Raw genomic sequence first — 21,473 nt, 5'->3', positions numbered from 1 at the left:
TGAACTTATTAATAATCAAATTCAGTGTAATGTCATTTTGAGGTTTTGTCAACGCTTTCATGAATTGAAATTGAATATTTATATGCTACAGGGCGTTATATATAGTAATAAAAAGCAACATAAATTTGTTGTGGCTTAAAAGACTATTGACATTTGAAACCGGTTACAGTAACATTTAGTTCGAAAGTTGAACTTATTAATAATCATAATAAAATTCAACGAGGTGTTGATTATGAGCCAAAATGTTACTGACGTAGCACCCGAACAAAAGAATCAGGTGCCATGGAAAGAGCGTTTCTCATACAGTTTGAGTGACTTTGCTTGCAACTTGTCATTCCAAATGGTGGGAACTTATTTAATGATTTTCTACACTGATACTTTCGGTATTAGTGCCGCTGCAGTTGGGACACTGTTTTTAGTTGCCCGGATCGTGGATGCCTTTGATGGTCCATTCTGGGGGATTATGATTGATCATACCCATACTAAATATGGGAAGAGTCGGCCGTACTGGTTATGGTTCTCAATACCATTTGCCGTCTTCTGTGTCTTGGTCTTTACCACACCAAATTTGAGCCTGACCGGTAAACTTATTTGGGCATACGTTACTTATATTGGTGTTGATATTCTCTATTCATCAGTTAACATTCCCATTACTTCGATTTTGCCATCATTAACAAGTAATCCTCAAGAACGTGTCACTTTGTCAACCATCCGTCAATTCATGGGTACAGCCGGTGCAACTATCATCACTGGTATCACCTTAGGAATGGTTGCATGGCTCGGTGGTGGTTCCACTACCAGCAAACGTGGCTGGTTCATTTGGGCATTGATCGTTGGTATCATTGTTGTTTTGATATTTGCTGTCGTCTTCAAGAACACTCACGAACGGGTTCAAACTAAGAGCTCACGTCAATCAATTCCAATTAAGGAATCTTTGAAAGCGCTTAAGAAGAACTGGCCTTGGGCAATCATCATCTTCATTAACTTCATTTACTGGTTAGGGATGCAAACCCGTTCACAAGTTACTGTTTACTTCTTTAAGTACAACATGCACGATGCAGGTTTAGCTTCATTGGTATTGAGTTTACAATTAGTTGCTTTGGTTGCCGTTGTTTTGACACCATTGACCTCTAAACTGATCGGTAAGCGTAACACCATGCTTGGTGGGATGCTGTTAGCTTGTGTTGGTCAACTTCTGTTGGACTTAGGTGCTTCACACCTGAGTGTTGGGATGATCGTCTTTGCTACCATCATTGGTTACTTAGGTACTGGTTATGTTTCAGGCTTGATCGCCGTTATGTTGGCCGATGCCGTTGACTATGGTGAATGGAAGAACGGTGTTCGTGCAGAAGGTATCGTTACTTCATTCTCAAGTTTCTCAGCTAAGCTTGGTATGGGTATCGGTGGTGCCATCACTGGTGCAATCCTTTCATCAACTGGTTACGTTGCTAACCACGCCCAAAGCGCTTCAGCTCTACACGGTATTGAAATGAACTACATCTGGGTACCACTTCTCGGATTTGCACTATCCGCCATTGCATTATTGTTCTATCATGTAGATGGAATTGAAAAGAAGATGCAAAGCGATTTAGCTGCAAAGCATGCTAAGGAAAATGCTGAAGCATAATATTGATGAGAAATGAGCGATTCGGATGATAATTAACAAAGACATTATGCGCGATCATAACGAGCATTCGGTACTGGCCGAAATTATCAATAATGGGCCGATGTCACGTAATGAAATTTCCCAAAAAGTTGGGCTTAATAAGGTGACGGTTTCCGATATTGTGGGTCAATTATTGGAACAGCGACTGGCTAAGAGCCTAGGTGAGGGAAAATCAATGAGTGGTAGCAGTGGCCGAAAACCAGAATTAGTGGAGTACAACGCTGAGTTTGGCTATACCGTTAACTTTAGTATTTCAGGGTCTCAGATTGAGATGCTGGCAACTAGGTTTGATGGGCGAGTTTTGGAGTATAATGTTGAACCAATTAATCATCAGCCGATTTCGGTTATTTTGAAGAAGATGGATGAACTGATAGAGCAACTGCCAGACTTTCACTTTGTTAATGGCTTGCAGGCAATCTCGATCGCAGTCTTTGGCGTCGTCTATGAAAACCAAATTGTGAATTCGGAATTTGTCGATTACGACGATGTTAATCTCGTTGATTATTTTCAGGATAACTACCATGTGCCTGTGATCGTTGAAAACGAAGCCAATTTATCGGCCATTTTTGAAGAAGACTTCAGTAAGCAGGAACTGCAAAACCTCGTCTCCTTTAACATTCACGAAGGGGTTGGTGCGGGTGTGATCATTAATGCCCATCTGTATACGGGTAATTATGGTCAAGCTGGTGAAATTGGCAGAATGCTGATTTCAAATCCGTCAGAGAAGCACCATCAACTGACGAAGTTGCCAACTTTTAATTCAGAATGGTCCCTAGACGCGATTATTAACAAAGCACGGGTGATTAAGAAAAACAAGGCTTATAGTCTGTCAATGTTAATTGAGGACTATAAGGACCATGATGACCAGATTACGAAGTTGATTGACGAGTTCTGTTACTATTTAGCCATCGTGACCAGTCATTTGATTTCCGCATATGATCCGCAAATGATTTTCTATAACTCACCGTTGATCGACAGTCTGCCAGAAATCTTGAAGAACATTCAAATGAAGTTAACCTTTTTACCACTGGTTCCGCCATTAGTCATGTCTAAAGATGTGCATTATGCGACGTTACTCGGAGGTGCTTCAATGGCAATCCATACCGTTCTGCATATGAATGGCATCAGATTGATCTTCCATCATTAGTATGATTCATTAGATTGTTTATAACGTTTTTCGAAGAAGTTCAGATACCCACAGAGATAGGTATTTGGGCTTCTTTTTGTCGATAATTAGGAGGAAAAATATGCAAGTACCAGAAAACTTTTTGTGGGGTGGCGCGATTGCCGCTCACCAAGCCGAGGGCGCCTATAACATTGACGGCAAAGGATTAAGTGTTGCGGACGTGATGACTGCAGCTGGTAGTTTCGATGAACGGCGCATCACGGACGGGGTTAAGACGGGTGAGTTTTACCCGAATCACGAAGGTGTTGATTTTTACCATCAATATCCTGGTGACGTTAAGTTGTTTGCGGAAATGGGCTTTAAGTGTTTCCGGACGTCCATCGCGTGGTCCAGAATTTTCCCTAACGGTGATGAAGATGAGCCTAATGAAGCTGGCTTACAGTTTTATGACCGGTTATTTGACGAATGTCATCAGTACAATATCGAACCCGTTGTGACACTGTCACACTTTGAGATGCCTTATCATTTGGTAACAGAGTACGGCGGCTTTCGTAGTCGAAAAGTCTTGGACGCTTTTGTTAAATTTGCGAAAGTAGTGATCGACCGGTATCAACATAAAGTTAAGTACTGGTTGACCTTTAATGAAATCAATAACCAGACGAATTATGATCGGGCATTTACGCTTTTTACTAATTCAGGCGTTCAGGTCCATGAAGGTGAGAACGCAGAAGCCGTGATGTATCAAGCTGCGCACTATGAAGTTGTGGCCAGTGCGCAAGTAGTTGCCTTCGCGCATCAATTAAACCCTGATTTATTAGTGGGAGCCATGGTTGCCTTTTCACCAGTCTACCCAGAAACGGATAAACCTGATGACGTCTTGAAAGCACAACGGGCGATGCAGGCCAGGTTCTGGTTCTCCGATGTGCAGGTAGAAGGCAGCTATCCAAGTTGGCTGCGTAAATATCAGACTGCCAAAAAATTCAACTTAGATATTACGGCTGCAGATCTCGCTAGTTTGAAGAAGGGGTGCGTTGACTACCTGGGGTTTAGTTATTACATGTCCTTTGCGACGGCAGCTAAGCCTGATGAAGACGACTATTATTCCTATAACGAAGCCCAAGATTTGGTAACGAATAAGTTTGTCCCGCAATCTGATTGGGGCTGGCAGGTCGATCCTAAAGGTTTGCGCTACGCTTTAAACTGGATGAACGATCGGTATCATTTGCCACTGTTCATCGTTGAAAACGGCATTGGTGCTATTGACCAGATGGAAGCCAATCACCAAGTTCACGATGATTACCGCATTAAGTATTTGCGGGATCACATTAAACAAATGGAATTGGCTATTAACAATGATGGCGTCGACGTGATGGGTTACACACCATGGAGTGCCATCGATATTGTTTCAGCAAGCACTGGTCAGTTGTCTAAGCGCTACGGATTCATTTACGTTGATCGCAATGATGATGGCAGCGGTTCTATGAAACGTTACCGTAAAGATTCGTTTTACTGGTATCAAAAGGTCATTTCAACTCATGGTGAAGATTTAGGTGATGATAGTGATGACACAACGAGATGATAGTCGCTTACTGGCAATCGATATTGGCGGTACCTCAGTTAAATATGGTTATTGGCACCAAAAGTTAACGCATTCTGGTAGCTTTAAAACACCAAAAACGTGGTCAGAAATGCTAGCGGCACTGTTAAGCCTGCCAGCTAAGATCAATCAGCCAATCCAGGGAGTCGCCGTTAGTTTACCTGGCGGTGTGGATACGAAAATTGGTGAAATTTCCGGGCTCAGCGCAGTTTCCTATCTCAACGGTTTTCCTATTCGTCAGGAATTGAGCCAGCAATTCAAACTACCCGTCACGATTCAAAATGATGCGAACTGTGCCGGCTTAGCTGAATCCTGGATTGGTAACGCAAAGGATGTCTCCTCAGTTGCCTTGCTCATTATCGGAACGGGTATCGGTGGCAGTCTGGTTCAAGATGGTCATCTGCTGACCGGGCGTGATTATTTTATGGGCGAATTTGGCTATAGTATCATGAATGAGCAAAATGAGACGCTGAGTGAATTGGGTGCGCCGGTTAAAATGGCGAGAAAATATACGCGACTGAGTCAGGCACCAGAACCGGTGGACGCACGTGAAATTTTTGAACGCGCCAAAGCGGGTGATGAATTAGCTCAGAAGTGTATCGAGGAGATGATTCACTGGTTGAGTATTGAAGCTTATAATTTAATCACCAGTTTCAATCCTGATCGGTTATTGATTGGTGGCGGCATATCTGTCCGGGACGATTTCTTGGCGATGATTCGTGATCAAACGAGCCGACTCTTGCAGCAAAAGGGCGCCACGGTAACGACGGAGATTGATCGTTGCAAGTTCTGCAACGCGTCTAATCTGATTGGTGCCGTTGCCCAGTTTCTGAGTGAATATCCCAAGTTGTCAGTTGCTGAATAAAGGCTTGTCGGATACCCAAGATTTGTTGATCACTGAAAGATCAGGTTTTTAATTTAAATTAAAGATGACGAATTTCTTATCGCTATTTTAGCTTCAGGTAGTATACTTTGTGCATTAATGAGTTTAAGGAAAGTAGGGGAGCCATATCAATACAACATTTGTTTTTCAGTTACCCGTTTATATTGACTGGCTGGATCGTTGTAATCAACGGCACCCTACTACTGGTCAACAGTTGGAATTGGCTATTCACGAACTGTTACTGTCACAGAGTCCATGGACGGATGAGTGGCATACGGATGTGCCTTACGCTGTTGGAAACCAGAAGGGAACGGCTAAGTTGGCAGCAGTGCGCGCTGATCACCAACATCACCGGGCAATCTTAACGATTCAATATCATCAGCCAACGATTAGCGGCCATGACTCCCGCCAGTTAGCTGAGATTGTGGCTGTTTTTCTAAAAACAGTGATGAACCGTTTCTGTCAACGCACCGTGTTTGGCGTTCAAAACACGCGTCTTGCCATTCGGATTGCTTAAACCACCGTGACTTTCTAACAACTCGTTAGTATAACTACCTGATGAATTTAAATAAGAACCTGGAAGTGATTGATAAATGCCTCAACCTAACGTGGAACCCGAAGAAATTGTTGAGAAATTCGACTTGCCCTCATCCGAAAAGATGATCGAGGTCATGGGGTTATCCAGAGACATTTTGGATAAAGAAATTGCAAGTACTAAGGATTTCTATAAAAAGGGGAATAACCCGCCAAGTTATTCAAACGTACGCAGTATCAGCGAATTCATTGAAGATGAATACGACGGTTTCGTACAGAACCTGTACCAGCAGGGTAAAACTGAGATTTCATTTGATGAGCTATTAAGCATGTTCAAGCAACAGCTCAATCAGCATTTGCCAGAATACGTGGTTGTCAAAAATACCGGCCGAGCTTATTTGGCGGATGAGGACGATCAGACGATTTTAAAGTTTAAATAAAGAACCATTGGTCACCGTTAGGAATAAGACGGCTGATCAATGGTTCTTTTTAGTCACTGTTTTAAATGGTGATTGCACGATTGTCCAAATTTGCTCGAATTTCAGTGAATTGCTGGTTGGATAACTTTTCAGTCTGGTTAGTCCAGCAATCGTTCACGATGACGATATCATCTTCATAGCCAATCAAAACCAAGGCGTGGGTATGAAACCCGTCGAATTCACCGACCCAGACAACAACGGGGCGACCCTGATCGATTTGGGCCTTTAAAGTGGCTAAATCAGCGCCAGTTAAGTCCGTTGCGTGTCCGGCGTACTTAGAGATTAAATTGATTAACGCTGGGGGATAAATGCTATTACCGTTTTCCGTAAAGGGATCACCCACAAACCCTTTATTGCAATCGGTGTCATCATAAGGCATCTCCTTAGCTAACTGTACTTTATCAACTTGAGCCCCGGTGTATTGTAGCAGCATGGTTACGGCGGTGATTTCACAGCCAGTAGGTAACTCGGGCCGTTGGGCGATGAGTGGGACATTTAGGTTTCTCATTTTCTTGCAACCTTTCTTTTTTATAAAGCATAACAGAAAGCTGTTATTATGAGCAAGAGGTCGATATTGGGGACTTCTAGACACTTCATTAATGAACGAATAATCATTTATATTAAATAAACCTTAAATATATATGTGTATTTACTCATAAATGTGATAAAATATGAGTAATCGTTGTTGTATTTTTAGATGAGTTGTCTAGGAGGAAAAGAATATGATGTTCAATCCAAAATGGGCAGTTAGCGCCAGCCTAGCAGGTTTAGCGTTAATACTCAGTGCTTGTGGTTCTGGCAGCAGTTCAAGTCAGAAACAGACCTTTACAATGCCAACTGATAGTGAATTAACAACAGTTGATCTGTCGAAATCCACTGCCTTAGGTACTTTTGATATGCTGAATAACACGAATGAAGGGTTATACCGTTTGGGCAAGAATAGTAAACCCGAAACGGCTTTGGCCACTAAGTTGACTCAAAGTAACAATGGTCGACACTATGTGATCGATATTCGCCACAATACCAAGTGGAGTAATGGTGATACGGTGACTGCCAAAGACTTCGTTTATTCTTGGCAACGAACTTTGAATCCAAAAACGGCTTCACAGTACGGTTATTTGTTTAGTGGGATGAAGAATGCCGATGCGATTGCTAATGGTAAAAAGGCCCCAAGTACACTTGGTGCTAAAGCCACAGGCAAGTATCAATTGACCATCGATCTTGATCATCAAATCCCTTACTTCAAATTACTGTTAGGTTTCCCAGTCTTTTATCCGCAAAATGAAAAAGTTGTCGATAAATATGGCAATGGTTATGGGACTAGAAGTGACCGAATGGTTTATAACGGGCCATACAAGCTAACTAAGTGGAATGGTACTGGTACAACCTGGATGCTCACTAAGAACAATAGTTATTGGGACAAGAAAGCTGTTAAGATGAGTGCTATTAAGTACCAGGTTGTTAAGGATAACCAAACGGCTTTGAATCAATATAATTCAAAGAAATTAATCGGTGCGCCATTAACAGGTAACCAAGCGAAGAACCTCCAGAATAATAAAGACTTAATTTCACGGCCACAGTCAAGCAGCTACTACCTGGCTTTGAACCAGCACATGAAGTTATTTAAGAACCTGAAGATTCGTGAAGCCATTTCTATGGCCGTTGATCGTCAGCAATTGACTAAGAAAGTCTTGGGTGACGGTTCAATCGTCAATAATAGCTTTGTTTCTAAAGGTTTAGCTACTAATCCAAAGACGGGTAAAGACTTTACAGCCGACACTACTGCGCCTGCTTCTATGAAGTACGATCCTGCCAAGGCTAAACAGTTATGGCAACAAGGACTTAAGGAAACGGGTATTACTAACCCTAAATTTACGATTTTAGGTGCTGATAGCGATGCTGGTAAGAAAGTCACTGAATACCTGCAAAACTCATTGGAAAAGAACTTGCCAGGATTAAAAGTCTCCGTTTCTAACATTCCATTCCGGACTGTCTTGGCACGTCAAGCTTCGCGGAATTACCAAGTGACCTTTGCTAACTGGTTCGCGGACTTCTCTGACCCAATCACGTTCCTGAACATTTACACCTCAGGTAACTCAAGCAACATTTCCGACTGGTCAAACAGTACCTACGATAAGTTGATCAAGGCTTCTTCAACCACGGATGCTAATAAGCCAGAGCAGCGTTGGCAAGATATGGTTCAAGCCCAGAATATCCTGTTGAAGGATCAAGGGATTACACCACTGTATCAATCCTCAGCGCCATGGCTCTTTAACCAAAACGTGAAGAACGTTGTTTACAATTCAGCGGGTGCTAACTATAACTACAAGACGACTTATATTAAGTAGTATCTAGGTCATAAAAAATAGCAACTGACTTTTAAATGCGCCACAATGGTTAGATTTTTAACTATTGTGGCGTATTTTGTTTTGATTACAGATATTCTGTCATTGTACGTGTGTAACAGAAATAATGATGTGTATTTTTAAAATGAATAAGCATTAACTGTTTCCCAACTTAATAGTAATTCTCATTTACTTTTAACTTTTACGTTTTTCGGAAAAAACATCATAAATCTTATACTAAAGGTAAGCTATTGCACTTCTTAGAAACGATTTTGATAAATTTGAGAACAGATTGAAATTATAACATTAAAAGAATATTAAAAAGATATGTGTATTTACTCATTATTGTGATAGAATATGAGTAATCGTTGTTGTCCTTTAGTTGAGTTGTCTAGGAGGAAAAGCATATGAAAATTAATCCAAAATGGGCAGTTACCGCTGGCTTAGCAAGTCTAGCGTTACTGCTCAGTGCTTGTGGTTCAAGCAGTAGTAGTTCGAATAAGAAGCAGACATTTACAATGCCCGCCGACAGTGAATTATCAACCATGGATCTTTCAAAGTCCACGGCTTTGGGAACCTTTGATACTTTAAACAATACCAATGAAGGTTTATACCGTTTGGGAAAGAACAGTAAACCAGAGGTAGGATTAGCTACCAAGTTGACCGAATCAAATAACGGGCGTCGTTATGTTATCGATATCCGTCACAATACAAAATGGAGTAATGGGGATACGCTGACCGCCAAAGACTTTGTTTATTCTTGGCAACGGACCGTTAATCCCAAAACGGCTTCTCAATATTCGTATTTGTTCAGCGGCATAAAGAATGCGGACGCAATCACCAAGGGGAAGAAAGCACCTGATACTTTGGGGATTAAAGCCACTGGCAAGTATCAATTAACCATTGATTTGAATAACCAGATCCCATATTTCAAGTTATTACTCGGTTTCCCAGTCTTCTATCCACAAGATCAAAAAGTGGTTGAGAAATATGGCAATAATTACGGTACCAGAAGTGATCGGCTAGTTTACAACGGACCATATAAGTTAACTAATTGGAATGGGACGGGCACGACCTGGACTCTTAAGAAGAACAACAATTACTGGGATAAGAAAGCCGTCAAGATGAGTTCAATTAAGTATCAAGTTGTTAAAGATAGTCAGACGGCTTTGAATCAATTTAATTCAAAAAAATTAGTTGGTGCGCCACTAACGGGTAACCAGGCGAAGAATCTAAAGAATAATAAAGATTTGATTTCACGGCCACAATCAAGTGCATATTATCTGGCGTTGAATCAGCATATGAAATTATTCCAGAACCTTAAGATTCGTGAAGCAATCTCCATGGCAGTGGATCGGCAGCAGATCACTAAGAAAGTCCTTGGCGATGGTTCAATCGTGACCAATAATTTCGTTTCTAAAGGTTTAGCTACCAACCCTAAGACTGGTAAAGATTTTACCTCTGACACTACTGCACCATCTTCTATGAAGTATGATCCAGCCAAGGCCAAAACTTTATGGCAACAGGGACTAAAAGAAACTGGCATTACTAATCCTAAATTCACCATTATGTGTGGTGACAGTGAGTCTACTAAACAAGTGAGTGAATATCTCCAAAGTGCTTTTGAAAAGAATTTACCAGGACTGAAAGTTTCTATTTCCAGCATTCCACCTCGGACAGTCTTAGCACGCCAAGCAACCCGGAAGTATCAAGTTACCATGGCAAATTGGTTTGCGGACTTCTCTGATCCGATTACCTTCTTGAACATTTATACCACGCATAACCCAAGTAACATTTCTGATTGGTCAAATAGCAGTTATGACCAGTTAGTTAAAGCTTCTTCCACTACTGATGCCAACAAGCCTGAACAACGTTGGGATGACATGGTGAAAGCTCAAAATATTCTGTTGAAGGACCAAGGCATTACGCCACTGTATCAATCTTCAGCGCCATGGGTCTTCAATCGGGACGTGAAGAACGCAATTTATAACTCAGCGGGTGCTAATTATAACTTTAAGACGACTTATATTAAGTAGTTGAGGCTACTTTAGCTCAAAAAAAACAGCACGCTAATTTTTTAGAAATTAGCGTGCTGTTTTTATGTGACCAAATTATTTAACTAGCTCACGATAAGCTAAAGCAAAGTTACCAATGGTTGCAGATCCGTTATTTTCAGCGATGGGCATTGTAATGTAATCTTCTAAATGACCAACGTCTTGATAATTATTCATCAGTGCTGCGAATTCGTGGCGAACTTTCTGTAAGAATGTTTCACTGACGACACCACCACCAAAGACAATTTTCTGCGGACGGATGTGCAGTGTCGTTTGCAGAGCCGCTTGTGCCACGTAATAGGCCATAATGTCCCAGACGTGATCAGTTAAAGGAATATCTTGTCCCTTTTTACCAGTCCTGGCTTCAAACGTTGGTCCGGCTACCAAGCCTTCTAAACAATCACCATGATAGGGGCAGATGCCCTTAAAATCGATATCGTCGGGATGGCGTTTTAACCGAACATGGCCAACCTCTGGATGACCCAAAGTCCCGATGAACTGCCCGTTTAAAACCGTTCCAGCGCCGACTCCAGTACCAATGGTGTAGTACGTTAAGGCATCAAGTTGGTTATCTGATGCTTGTGCTAACGTATACTCCCCGTACGCGGAGCCGTTAACGTCAGTGGTCCAATAGATTGGTAGATCAAAGGCTGCCTGTAGCATGCCTAAGAAATTAGTGTCTGACCAACTAACCTTTGGCGTATCAGTAATGTAGCCGTACTTTGCAGCCTTTGGACGGATTTCAATGGGACCAAATGAAGCCACCGAAATGGCGCGTAAGTCTGGAAATTTCTTAAAGAAATCGATTGCTCTTTGGATGGTCTCTTCTGGTGTAGTTGTTGGATATTGAATCTGTTCTTTAATTTGGTAATCTTCATTACCTACTGCGCAGACGAACTTGGTACCGCCTGCTTCGATACTTCCTAATAGCATCTTATTCACCACTTTACAAAATTATTTAAACATCTGATAAAAGTTGCCAGTAACTAATTTAGCATTTTGGCGTCATTAAGGGAAACGAATTCTTAATATTCACACTATTCGTTGCCGTTAACCGGAATTTTATCAATCGAATCAGACAGCTGTTTCGGCAAGGGAATCTGAGGATCAATATGCGGATTATTGTGATGAATGATGTTAAACGTATTTCGATACTGAGTAGGCGATAGTCCCATTTCGTTTTTAAAATGTCTCATGAAGAGTTTAGGATCACTGAAGTAGGAATTTTCTGCGACTTCATTAATCGGCATTTCAGTTCGGATGAGTAATAACGTCGCAACTTCAATTTTTAAATGATTAATGTATTGTAAAGTTGTGATGCCTTCGTATTTTTTGAACAAACGCGTCAAATAATCAACATTCAAGTGAACTTGTCTAGCGATTTCCGCTACGGTCAGTTCGCTAGACATGTTAGCCCGAATCCATTCTTTTAAGTAGTTAATACGACTGTTGGCGTCTGATGGGTCATGCTGTGCAATATATGATTTAAAAAGTTCAATCAATAACGCAGACGTTAAGAAATCCCGTTCTTCGACGTACGAAAGCTCGGTGTGAAGGGATAAAATTTGGTGCATGAGGACAGTGATATGCTCATAGTCGTGTAAATGAAATTGACTGGGTAAGATCACCTTTTTCTCGTTATCGGAATTTGTAATGATAGAGCTAACAGTTTCGTTTTCGTCTGCTGTAAATTTTGAGAGTGAGTCTTGAGGGAAAAAGTGGAGCCAGTAAAAGTCAACCTGGTTGCACGGCTTAGAACCGCGAAAGTGGGTATAAGGAGGAATTAATAAGACATCATTGGGACCAACAGTGACGGGTTCATCTTCAATTTGAAGATGAATTTTGCCCTTTAATCCTAGAATGATTTCGTAGTCGCCTTTATGATACATGGGTTTATGAATCCATTCTGATTTGCTCACAAATTCACCACCTTTGTAATATAAGACAGTTTTGTTTAATTTAAAACAGTAAAAATTCATTGTTTAACCCTCCAATCTTAAATGGGAATTTAAGCATTTAATGAAAAGATGTCAAAACGAAAAGTCGGAAATAGTCACCTAATATATAAAAAATGCAATATAACGCTAATTTTTAATTTAAAAAGTCGGAAATAGTTACTTTTTTTATAATTATAGACCTTACTTGCATATATAGAAACAGTTAATATGAAAGCGTATTCAAAATAAAACTGTAAAGGAGGCCCTATCATGCGAATGTTTGGGAAGCTTTTCGCAAGTCAGTCCATTTTTTCTTGGTTATTACAAATAGCTTTTATCACGCTGGCTTGGAAAGTCGCAGATCATAGTATACCGAATAATTTGTGGACGATTATCGGTGGTACGGTGTTGATGCTGGTTACGTACGTCAGTCTTGCTTTTGACAGCAAGAAGCGAATTTCCAACAAGTAGCAGAAAAGGTTTTGTTTATTTTGTTTTTAGCAATTATTTTTAAATCTATGGATGGAGGGTTACACAATGAGTTCAAATACAGATCATAATGTTGCAGCTGCGCAAGCCATGCTCGCAAATGATAAATTACCGTTTCATAGAAAGGTGACTTATGGTTTCACCGATATGGCCGGAAACCTGTTATATACTTTAATTGGGTCCTACATGCTTTACTTCTTTACCAATGTCTTCGGCCTGGATGTTGGTACTGCCGGTGCACTACTTCTTTTGGGCCGTTTTATTGATGCATTAGGCGCACCAGTCATGGGGGTTTTAGTTGATCATACCCACAGTAAGTACGGTAAAAACCGACCATGGTTCCTCTGGATGGCCTTACCATTTACCATTTCAGTTTGGCTATTATTCACCACACCAGCACTGAGCAGTACTGCTAAAATTATTTATGCTGGGGCGATGTACATTATTGCTGAATTGACTTATACGGCTTTATCAACGCCAATTACTTCGGTTCTGCCTAACCTGTCAGCTAATTCTGATGAGCGGACTTCAGCTAACTCAATCCGGATGGTTTTAGGGAACGTTGGGAACTTCTTTGCCGTTACCTTCGTTATGCCATTAGCATCAGCTCTTGGTCATGGAAATGATCGTCGAGGCTGGTCGCTGGCTGTTGGATTATACGCAATCATTGCCTTCGTTATTTTGATGATTGCTTTCTTGGACATGCGTGAAAAGAATATCGGTAAAGAAAAGATTATCACGATTCGTGAGAGTCTTAAAGCAACTAAGAGTAACTGGCCATGGGTATTAATCGTTTTGGCTAACTTAGCACTGTGGACCGCATATTCAGCTCGTAATGCCGCGCTACCATATTATTTCCAGTATAATTTGAATGATAAGGGACTCATTTCAGTCTTTAACGGTTTTTCAATCATTCAGATTTTAGGGATGGCATCAGTTCCATTTGTTGTTAAGTATTTGCATAAATGGGGAACAACCATTCTCATGTTAGCGCTAACAATGATTGGTCAAGTTTGGATTGGTATGGCTGGTAGCAATGTTACCTCCGGCTTAATTGGCTGGTGCTTGGCCTGCATTGGTTCAGGTTCAGCTATGACCATGTTCTTCTCTATGGTTGGTGACACCGTTGATTTTGGTGAATGGAAGAACGGTATTCGGGCTAACGGTTTCTTGACAGCCATGGGTGCCTCGTTCTGTATCCAAATGGGTTCTGGCTTTGGTTCCTTCATTGCTTCCAGAATTTTAGCTAGTTTCGGTTTTACTGCCGCCAAAACAACTCAATCGGCTGGTAGTTTGTCAGCTATTAGTTTCACTTTCATCTGGGTACCAGTCATCATTTATGCTTTGAGTATTGTTTGCATGATCTTCTACCGTAAGTGGGAGAACCATGAACCAGTTGTTACTGAAGAATTAGCGGAACGTCGTGCAGCAGATGAAGCAGATGTTGTTGCAGATAATTAAGCAGTGTTATCCTAATTATTGAAAGGAGACAATTAAATGTCTGAGACGAAATTAACAAGTAACAGTTTACAACATGTGACCGTTACCTCTCCGTTTTGGAAGAGGTACCAGGAATTAGTTGTTTCTGAGGTTTTACCGTATCAATGGGCTGTTATGAATGATGAGGCCGATATTAATATGTCGAAAGATCCTCAAAAGATTCAAGGCGCAGATAAAAACAGTCATGCGGTTGCTAACTTAAAAATTGCGGCTGGCAAAATGAAAGGTCACCATTATGGATTTCCGTTTCAGGATACAGATGTATATAAGTGGCTTGAGGCTGCGGCTTATTCATTTTCGTATCATCCTAATCCAGCATTAAAAACAATTACCGATGATTTGATTGATTTAATTGCCGATGCTCAAGAAGATGATGGCTACTTGTCCACATACTTCCAAATTGATGCGCCAGAAAGAAAATTTAAGCGGCTGCAACAATCGCATGAACTTTATACGATGGGGCATTATATCGAAGCTGGTGTAGCTTATTATCAGGCAACTGGCAGTGAAAAGGCGCTGGAAATTGCAAAGCGAATGGCGGATTGTATTGTCAGAAGTTTTGGTACCGAAGACGGCCAAATTAATGGTTATGATGGTCACCCTGAGATTGAGTTGGCTTTATCTCGTTTATATGAAGTAACGCATAACGAAGATTATCTGAATAAGGCACTTTACTTTTTGAGGGTGCGAGGAACTGAACCAGATTTCTTTGAAAAGCAAAATGAAGCCGATGGGCTAGAAAACGATATTATCCCAGGTATGCGTGACGCGGGAGAGCGTTACTATCTTGATGCAGAACCAATTGCTGATCAGAAGACAGCTGATGGTCATGCGGTTCGTGTCGTTTATCTATGTACAGGAATGGCCTATGTCGCACGTTTGACTAATGACAAAACGCTGCTTGAAGCTTGTCACCGATTCTGGAAGGATATCGTTAAACGTCGGATGTACGTTACTGGTAACGTGGGTTCAACCACCACTGGCGAAGCGTTCACGTATGATTACGATTTGCCTAACGACACAATGTATGGTGAAACTTGTGCTTCGGTAGGATTAACTTTCTTTGCTCGGCAAATGTCTTTGTTAGATACTAATAGCGAATATGCCGATGTCATTGAGAAAGAACTGTTTAACGGTGCACTTTCTGGTATGGCATTGGACGGGAAACACTTCTTCTATGTTAATCCGCTTGAAGCCGATCCACAGGCGTCAGCACTGAATCCTGGAAAGTCACATGTCCTGACTCATCGTGCTGATTGGTTTGGCTGTGCATGCTGTCCTGCTAATTTAGCTCGGTTGATCACATCACTCGATCAATATGTCTATGATGTTAAACCAGACAGAATCTTAAGCAATCAGTTTATTGCTAATCAATCTGAGTTTGAAAATGGTCTGAAGGTTGAGCAAACCAGCAACTTCCCATGGAGTGGAGAAATTCATTTTGAGATTTCTAATCCTAATCAAGTTGAAACCTTGTTCGGCATTCGTTTACCAAATTGGTCAAAGACAAACTATGAATTGAAAGTGAATGGTGACGTACAGGATATTAAAGCAACTGACGGTTACCTATATATCCCGATTAACCAAGATCAAGTTTCTGTTGATTTGTCACTCGATATGGCTACTAAATTTATGCGGGCAAGTAATCGTGTAAGTGTTGACTTTGGTAAATTAGCAGTTCAACGCGGCCCAATCGTCTTTTGTGCTGAGAGTGCAGATAATGAGGCGCCATTATGGCAGTACGAAGTTTCTACAAAGAGTGAGACCAGCTACGAATTTGAACCGGATTTACTTGAAGGTGTGGGCACTATTACCGTAGATGCCAAATTACCTACGATGGATGAAGATGGTACTGACCTCTATACCGAAGCAACGGATGAAACGCTTGAAGATACTAAAATCAAGTTAGTTCCTTACTATGCTTGGGCAAACCGTGAAGATGGTGCTATGAGAGTTTGGCTTAGTAAAGAATAACGAAAAAAGCCCAGTAATGGGCTTTTTTTGTTATTGCATAATCAAGGCTTAGGTATGGTTGGATCGACCTCAATATTATTTAGATAGGTTTTAGAATAGGAATTCCTAAAATTTGAAGGTGTTAAAGATGTAATTTGTTTAAAGATGCGTAAAAAATATTTTTCATTGCTGAAGTTCAAATCGTATGCAATCTCTTTTATAGACTTGTTGGTTGTAAGCAATAGTTCTTCAGCCTGTTTAACCTTTACTGAATTAATGAAGTGGATAGTTGTTGTATTTTCGTAAGTTTTAAAGAGTCGAGTTAAATAAACAGGAGTCATTTGAAACTCCGTAGCGATTTGAGTCACACTCAACTTTTCGTGACTGTGGATTCGAATCCAATTCTTTATTAATTCAAAGCGACTAGAGGATTTGTGAGTGTGTTGTATTGCAGAAATATATTGATGAGATAGCTCAATCAAAATACTTGAAATAAAATAGTTGGCAGCAATTTTAGACGCTTTTTCATCATTGGCACTGTCCAAAAGCTGTCTTATTAAGATAATTAATCTTTCAAAGTCTGTGATTGTAAATAATTGAGGTATCTCGGCTTCTGTTTTTTTAATGGGTAGCTTCGAATCAAAGGAGGAGGTTACAGTACCACTAGGGAAAAAATGCATCCAATAATAAGTGGTGTTGTCCGGTGAATCTCGATAACCAAAATGGCGAATGTGTGGAGGAATCAACAAGCAATCTCTTTTGTTGAGAGTGTACTGTGTGACACCTATCTGAATGTATGCAGTCCCTGAGAGCATAATAAATAATTCGTAGTCACCATCGTTAATGATATCTTTGTGTTGCCATCCGCGATTGGCAAAGTATTCACCTGCTTTGAAAAACTGAACCGGCTTATACAAGGAAAATTTGTATACTTTTTCGCTCAAAATAGATACCTCCAATTTTGATATGTATACCTTTATACTAATTTTATTAGTTTTTAGATTGCTTGTAAAGCTATAGTATAAAACATGTAAGCGCTTGCTAAATAAATTTTAAATGAAGTTGAGAATTATAAAATTTTATCATTAAGGGGTTAATAAAATGATTTATGAAGATGATGGTTGTCTGTACTTAAGAAACGGAAATGAATTATTGGAAATACGGCCTTGGGGTAACAATAGTTTTCGTGTTCGGAGTACCAAGTTTTCAACTTATACTGGTGAAAATCATGCTTTAACGGAGTCTATTCCAGAAAACGAAGCAACGGTGAGCGTTAATGAAACCCAGAAAAGTGGGGAAATCACTAATGGAAAATTAACAGCCAAATTGGATGCTTTCAAAAATATTAGTTTTTACAAACAAAACGGTGATCTCCTTTTGAAAGGATTTCAACGAAACCGAATTGATGATATGTCGGCAGGAATCGATGCAGAAAAAGTGAATCATTTTAATAGCGCATTAAATATTGATTCACGGGAATTTAAACCGATTTTGGGTGGTGATTTTGAACTTAAAGTCCGTTTTGAATCTGATCCGAATGAAAAATTGTTTGGCATGGGGCAATATCAACAGGATTTTCTAAATTTAAAAAATGCTAAATTAGAGCTGGCACATCGTAACTCTCAAGCTAGCGTGCCGTTTTTACTCTCAAGTAAGGGGTATGGCTTTTTATGGAATAATCCAGCTATTGGTGATGTTGACTTTGCAAAGAACGTTACGGAATGGCACTCGCTAGCCACAAAAGAAATGGATTACTGGATTACATGTGGTGATAAGCCTAGTGATATTGAAGAACAGTATGCCGATGTGACTGGGAAAGTGCCAATGATGCCGGATTTTGCGATGGGTTATTGGCAATGTAAACTGAGGTATCGTACGCAAGAGGAGTTGTTAGACGCAGCCCACGAATTTAAGAAGCGTAATTTACCTATTAGTGTTATTGTGATTGATTATTTTCACTGGCCAAAATCAGGTGAATACACGTTTGACGAAAAATACTGGCCTAATCCAGAGAAGATGATTAAGGAATTACATGAGATGGGAATTAAGTTAATGGTCTCTGTTTGGCCAACCATCGATGAAACTAGTTCGCACTATAAAGATATGGAAGAAAAAGGCTATTTAGTTCAAACGGAGCGCGGGGTTCCAATCACCATGAACTTTTTGGGCAATAATGGGTTTGTTGATTTTACTAATCCTGATGCGCAAGATTATTTATGGCAGCTGTTGAAGAAAAACTATCAAGACAAAGGTGTTGATCTATTCTGGCTGGATGAAGCTGAACCGGAATATACGGTTTATGATTTCGATAATTATCGTTATCAAAATGGCACTAACTTACAAGTTGGCAATACTTATCCCGTTGGGTATTCAAAGGCAATTTACGATGGTCAAAAAGCGAGTGGTAAGACCAATATTATCAATCTTGTTCGGTGTGCCTGGGCAGGGAGTCAAAAATATGGTGCCTTAGTTTGGTCTGGCGATATTGACTCCAGCTTCCAATCGTTAAGAAATCAATTAGCGATTGGATTAAACATGGGAATTGCAGGAATCCCGTGGTGGACTACCGATATTGGCGGTTTCCATGGTGGTGTGGATGATAATGAAGATTTTCGTGAGCTGGTAACGCGGTGGTTTGAGTTCGCGACATTTTGTCCAGTCATGCGGATGCATGGTGATCGTGAACCCCATACTAAGCCGCTTAGCAATGAAGGCGGCGGGAAAATGCCATCGGGTGGCGCCACTGAGCCATGGGCATATGGTGAGGCCACATATTCGATCATGAAGAAGTACATGAATCTAAGGACTAATCTTAAGGATTACATTAAAGTTCAAATGAAGAATGCACATGAAAAAGGAACACCTGTTATTCGGCCGTTATTCTATAACTTCAGCCAAGATAATCAGGCTTGGAATATTGAAGATGAGTTTCTTTTTGGGGATTCAATTTTGATTGCGCCTGTTTTATATGAAAAGTTGAAACAACGCCAAGTTTATTTGCCAAACGGAACGGATTGGATAAATGCTAATACTGGTGAATTTGTTACGGGTGGGCAAACAATATCTGTTGAAACGCCAATCGATGAATTACCTATTTTTATTCGCCAGAAGGATTTTGAAGAATTAAAACCGGCTTTTCAAGCCTTAAAATAAATTGAACTCTGAAGGAGATTTGCCTATGCGACTATTTGGAAAACTTTTTGCAAGTCAGTCGATTTTCACTTGGATACTGCAGATTACTTTTATTACACTCGCTTGGAAAGTGGCGGATCATACGATACCGAATAATTTGTGGACGATTATTGGTGGTACTGCTTTGATGCTTATCACGTATGTTAGCTTAGCTAGGGATAGTAAAAAGCGAATATCAAACAAGTAATTAGAAATAGACAATTGATTTGACCGTTTTTCGACAATATCTATGTATGAATGGAGGGTTTAACAAATGAGTTCAAATACAGATCATAACGTCGCGGCAGCACAGGCAATGCTTGCCTCCGATAAATTACCTTTTCACAGAAAATTAACGTATGGATTCACTGATATGGCAGGAAACCTGTTGTATACTTTGATTGGTTCTTACATGCTGTACTTCTTTACTAACGTTTTTGGTTTGGACGTTGGTACCGCTGGTGCACTCTTGCTTCTTGGCCGGTTTATTGATGCTCTAGGGGCACCTGTCATGGGGGTTTTGGTTGACCATACCCATAGTAAGTACGGGAAGAATCGGCCATGGTTCCTCTGGATGGCATTGCCATTTACTATCTCAGTTTGGCTGTTATTCACCACACCAGCACTAAGCAGTACTGCTAAAATTATTTATGCTGGAGCAATGTACATTATTGCTGAATTGACTTATACGGCTTTATCAACGCCAATTACGTCTGTTTTGCCTAACTTGTCAGCTAATTCTGATGAGCGGACTTCAGCTAACTCAATCCGAATGGTCTTAGGAAACGTTGGGAACTTCTTTGCCGTTACCTTCGTTATGCCTTTGGCGTCAGCTCTAGGTCATGGGAATGATCGTCGAGGTTGGTCACTGGCTGTTGGGTTATATGCGATCATTGCCTTCGTTATTTTGATGATTGCTTTCCTGGATATGCGTGAAAAGAATATTGGGAAAGAAAAAATCATTACGATTCGTGAGAGCCTTAAAGCTACTAGGAGTAATTGGCCATGGGTATTGATTGTTTTGGCTAACTTAGCACTGTGGACTGCTTATTCAGCACGTAACGCTGCGCTGCCGTATTATTTCCAGTATAATTTGAATGACAAAGGACTCATTTCAGTCTTTAATGGTTTTTCAATTATTCAAATCATCGGGATGGCCTCAGTTCCATTCGTTGTTAAGTATTTGCACAAATGGGGAACAACAATCTTGATGCTGGCAATGACCATGGTTGGTCAAGTATGGATTGGCATGGCTGGTAATAATGTTACTTTCGGTCTAATTGGCTGGTGTCTGGCTTGCATTGGTTCGGGTTCGGCAATGACCATGTTCTTCTCCATGGTTGGTGACACTGTTGATTTTGGTGAATGGAAAAACGGTATTCGGGCTAATGGTTTCTTGACGGCCATGGGTGCATCTTTCTGTATCCAAATGGGTTCCGGTATTGGTTCTTTTATTGCTGCGAGAATTTTAGCTAGTTTCGGCTTTACCGCTGCCAAAGCAACTCAAACGGCTGGAAGTTTGTCAGCTATCAGCTTCACTTTTATCTGGGTGCCAGTCATCATTTATGCTTTGAGTATTGTTTGCATGATCTTCTACCGTAAGTGGGAGAAGCATGAACCAGTGGTTACTGAAGAATTAGCAGAACGTCGGGCAGCCACTGAGGCTACGGATGTAGCGGATAATTAAAAATAGAAAGATGGACTTGCCGAATATTCGACAGGTCCATTTTTCTATTATA

Annotated in this window: 18 protein-coding genes; 14 read left to right on the top strand and 4 right to left on the bottom strand. The window is 40.6% G+C overall.

The genetic code is table 11. From position 1 onward, the window contains the following. Nucleotides 1–232 precede the first annotated feature (232 nt). The 6 genes from AC6H04_RS08555 (at nt 233) to AC6H04_RS08530 (ending at nt 6,246) form a co-directional block, all read left to right on the top strand. Nucleotides 233–1,627, top strand: coding sequence for an MFS transporter (locus tag AC6H04_RS08555; RefSeq protein ID WP_497571261.1), 1,395 nt, complete (start codon nt 233–235; stop codon nt 1,625–1,627). 25 nt (nt 1,628–1,652) lie between these two features. Next, complete coding sequence (locus AC6H04_RS08550; protein ID WP_497571260.1) at nt 1,653–2,813, top strand: ROK family protein; 1,161 nt, start codon at nt 1,653–1,655, stop codon at nt 2,811–2,813. Nucleotides 2,814–2,913: 100 nt separating this feature from the next. Then, nucleotides 2,914–4,371 carry a 6-phospho-beta-glucosidase gene (locus AC6H04_RS08545; RefSeq protein WP_497571259.1) on the top strand — a complete coding sequence of 486 codons (1,458 nt, stop codon included), beginning with the start codon at nt 2,914–2,916 and terminating at the stop codon, nt 4,369–4,371. Further along, a complete protein-coding gene (locus AC6H04_RS08540; protein WP_497571258.1) occupies nt 4,355–5,254 on the top strand; it encodes an ROK family protein in 900 nt (299 codons plus the stop codon). Before AC6H04_RS08545 ends, AC6H04_RS08540 begins: the two co-directional genes overlap by 17 nt. Nucleotides 5,255–5,492: 238 nt before the next feature. Continuing rightward, the gene (locus AC6H04_RS08535; RefSeq protein WP_497571257.1) at nt 5,493–5,789 is read left to right on the top strand and encodes a hypothetical protein; all 297 of its coding nucleotides are present in this window, start codon (nt 5,493–5,495) and stop codon (nt 5,787–5,789) included. Between the two features lie 76 nt (nt 5,790–5,865). Continuing rightward, nucleotides 5,866–6,246: a hypothetical protein gene (locus AC6H04_RS08530; RefSeq protein WP_497571256.1), complete on the top strand. Its 381-nt coding sequence runs from the start codon at nt 5,866–5,868 to the stop codon at nt 6,244–6,246. Between the two features lie 61 nt (nt 6,247–6,307). On the opposite strand, the gene AC6H04_RS08525 is transcribed toward AC6H04_RS08530, so the two are convergent. After that, on the bottom strand, nt 6,308–6,793 hold the full coding sequence (locus AC6H04_RS08525; protein WP_497571255.1) for a C39 family peptidase: 486 nt from the start codon (nt 6,791–6,793) through the stop codon (nt 6,308–6,310). A 217-nt stretch (nt 6,794–7,010) separates the two neighbouring features. Between AC6H04_RS08525 and AC6H04_RS08520 the strand changes: the two genes are divergently transcribed. After that, nucleotides 7,011–8,633, top strand: coding sequence for a peptide ABC transporter substrate-binding protein (locus tag AC6H04_RS08520; RefSeq protein ID WP_497571307.1), 1,623 nt, complete (start codon nt 7,011–7,013; stop codon nt 8,631–8,633). 404 nt (nt 8,634–9,037) lie between these two features. Beyond that, nucleotides 9,038–10,666, top strand: coding sequence for a peptide ABC transporter substrate-binding protein (locus AC6H04_RS08515; protein WP_497571254.1), 1,629 nt, complete (start codon nt 9,038–9,040; stop codon nt 10,664–10,666). Between the two features lie 75 nt (nt 10,667–10,741). Here AC6H04_RS08515 and scrK read toward each other — a convergent pair whose 3' ends face one another. Both scrK and AC6H04_RS08505 read right to left on the bottom strand, forming a co-directional pair. Beyond that, nucleotides 10,742–11,617, bottom strand: a complete 876-nt coding sequence (gene scrK / locus AC6H04_RS08510) for a fructokinase ScrK (protein WP_497571253.1) — start codon at nt 11,615–11,617, stop codon at nt 10,742–10,744. Nucleotides 11,618–11,721: 104 nt separating this feature from the next. Further along, a complete protein-coding gene (locus AC6H04_RS08505) occupies nt 11,722–12,603 on the bottom strand; it encodes an AraC family transcriptional regulator (RefSeq protein WP_497571252.1) in 882 nt (293 codons plus the stop codon). Between the two features lie 288 nt (nt 12,604–12,891). On the opposite strand from AC6H04_RS08505, the gene AC6H04_RS08500 reads away from it, so the two are divergent. From AC6H04_RS08500 to AC6H04_RS08490, 3 genes are all read left to right on the top strand, one after another. Beyond that, nucleotides 12,892–13,092, top strand: a complete 201-nt coding sequence (locus AC6H04_RS08500; protein ID WP_497571251.1) for a hypothetical protein — start codon at nt 12,892–12,894, stop codon at nt 13,090–13,092. Between the two features lie 66 nt (nt 13,093–13,158). Then, nucleotides 13,159–14,571, top strand: coding sequence for an MFS transporter (locus tag AC6H04_RS08495; protein WP_497571250.1), 1,413 nt, complete (start codon nt 13,159–13,161; stop codon nt 14,569–14,571). Nucleotides 14,572–14,607: 36 nt separating this feature from the next. Beyond that, complete coding sequence (locus AC6H04_RS08490; protein ID WP_497571249.1) at nt 14,608–16,584, top strand: glycoside hydrolase family 127 protein; 1,977 nt, start codon at nt 14,608–14,610, stop codon at nt 16,582–16,584. 41 nt (nt 16,585–16,625) lie between these two features. On the opposite strand, the gene AC6H04_RS08485 is transcribed toward AC6H04_RS08490, so the two are convergent. Then, a complete protein-coding gene (locus tag AC6H04_RS08485) occupies nt 16,626–17,507 on the bottom strand; it encodes an AraC family transcriptional regulator (protein WP_497571248.1) in 882 nt (293 codons plus the stop codon). Between the two features lie 157 nt (nt 17,508–17,664). Here AC6H04_RS08485 and AC6H04_RS08480 point away from each other — a divergent pair, with 157 nt between their 5' ends. The 3 genes from AC6H04_RS08480 (at nt 17,665) to AC6H04_RS08470 (ending at nt 21,421) form a co-directional block, all read left to right on the top strand. Beyond that, a complete protein-coding gene (locus tag AC6H04_RS08480) occupies nt 17,665–19,716 on the top strand; it encodes a glycoside hydrolase family 31 protein (RefSeq protein ID WP_497571247.1) in 2,052 nt (683 codons plus the stop codon). Nucleotides 19,717–19,741: 25 nt separating this feature from the next. Further along, nucleotides 19,742–19,942, top strand: a complete 201-nt coding sequence (locus tag AC6H04_RS08475) for a hypothetical protein (protein WP_497571246.1) — start codon at nt 19,742–19,744, stop codon at nt 19,940–19,942. Between the two features lie 66 nt (nt 19,943–20,008). Further along, entirely contained in the window at nt 20,009–21,421 is a 1,413-nt protein-coding gene (locus AC6H04_RS08470) for an MFS transporter (RefSeq protein ID WP_497571245.1), read from the top strand. The last annotated feature ends 52 nt before the right edge of the window (nt 21,422–21,473 follow it).

It is taken from the genome of Secundilactobacillus sp. MJ173 (genome assembly GCF_059704265.1).
Note: the sequence above shows the minus strand (reverse complement) of the source record. Positions and strands in the feature narration are given on the sequence as shown.

What these genes read in the sequence shown, in the direction of transcription:
- AC6H04_RS08555 (WP_497571261.1), top strand. Translation starts at nt 233, where the DNA reads ATGAGCCAAAATGTTACTGACGTAGCACCCGAACAAAAGAATCAGGTG.
- AC6H04_RS08550 (WP_497571260.1), top strand. Translation starts at nt 1,653, where the DNA reads ATGATAATTAACAAAGACATTATGCGCGATCATAACGAGCATTCGGTA.
- AC6H04_RS08545 (WP_497571259.1), top strand. Translation starts at nt 2,914, where the DNA reads ATGCAAGTACCAGAAAACTTTTTGTGGGGTGGCGCGATTGCCGCTCAC.
- AC6H04_RS08540 (WP_497571258.1), top strand. Translation starts at nt 4,355, where the DNA reads ATGACACAACGAGATGATAGTCGCTTACTGGCAATCGATATTGGCGGT.
- AC6H04_RS08530 (WP_497571256.1), top strand. Translation starts at nt 5,866, where the DNA reads ATGCCTCAACCTAACGTGGAACCCGAAGAAATTGTTGAGAAATTCGAC.
- AC6H04_RS08525 (WP_497571255.1), bottom strand. Translation starts at nt 6,793, where the DNA reads ATGAGAAACCTAAATGTCCCACTCATCGCCCAACGGCCCGAGTTACCT.
- AC6H04_RS08520 (WP_497571307.1), top strand. Translation starts at nt 7,011, where the DNA reads ATGTTCAATCCAAAATGGGCAGTTAGCGCCAGCCTAGCAGGTTTAGCG.
- AC6H04_RS08515 (WP_497571254.1), top strand. Translation starts at nt 9,038, where the DNA reads ATGAAAATTAATCCAAAATGGGCAGTTACCGCTGGCTTAGCAAGTCTA.
- scrK (WP_497571253.1), bottom strand. Translation starts at nt 11,617, where the DNA reads ATGCTATTAGGAAGTATCGAAGCAGGCGGTACCAAGTTCGTCTGCGCA.
- AC6H04_RS08500 (WP_497571251.1), top strand. Translation starts at nt 12,892, where the DNA reads ATGCGAATGTTTGGGAAGCTTTTCGCAAGTCAGTCCATTTTTTCTTGG.
- AC6H04_RS08495 (WP_497571250.1), top strand. Translation starts at nt 13,159, where the DNA reads ATGAGTTCAAATACAGATCATAATGTTGCAGCTGCGCAAGCCATGCTC.
- AC6H04_RS08490 (WP_497571249.1), top strand. Translation starts at nt 14,608, where the DNA reads ATGTCTGAGACGAAATTAACAAGTAACAGTTTACAACATGTGACCGTT.
- AC6H04_RS08480 (WP_497571247.1), top strand. Translation starts at nt 17,665, where the DNA reads ATGATTTATGAAGATGATGGTTGTCTGTACTTAAGAAACGGAAATGAA.
- AC6H04_RS08475 (WP_497571246.1), top strand. Translation starts at nt 19,742, where the DNA reads ATGCGACTATTTGGAAAACTTTTTGCAAGTCAGTCGATTTTCACTTGG.
- AC6H04_RS08470 (WP_497571245.1), top strand. Translation starts at nt 20,009, where the DNA reads ATGAGTTCAAATACAGATCATAACGTCGCGGCAGCACAGGCAATGCTT.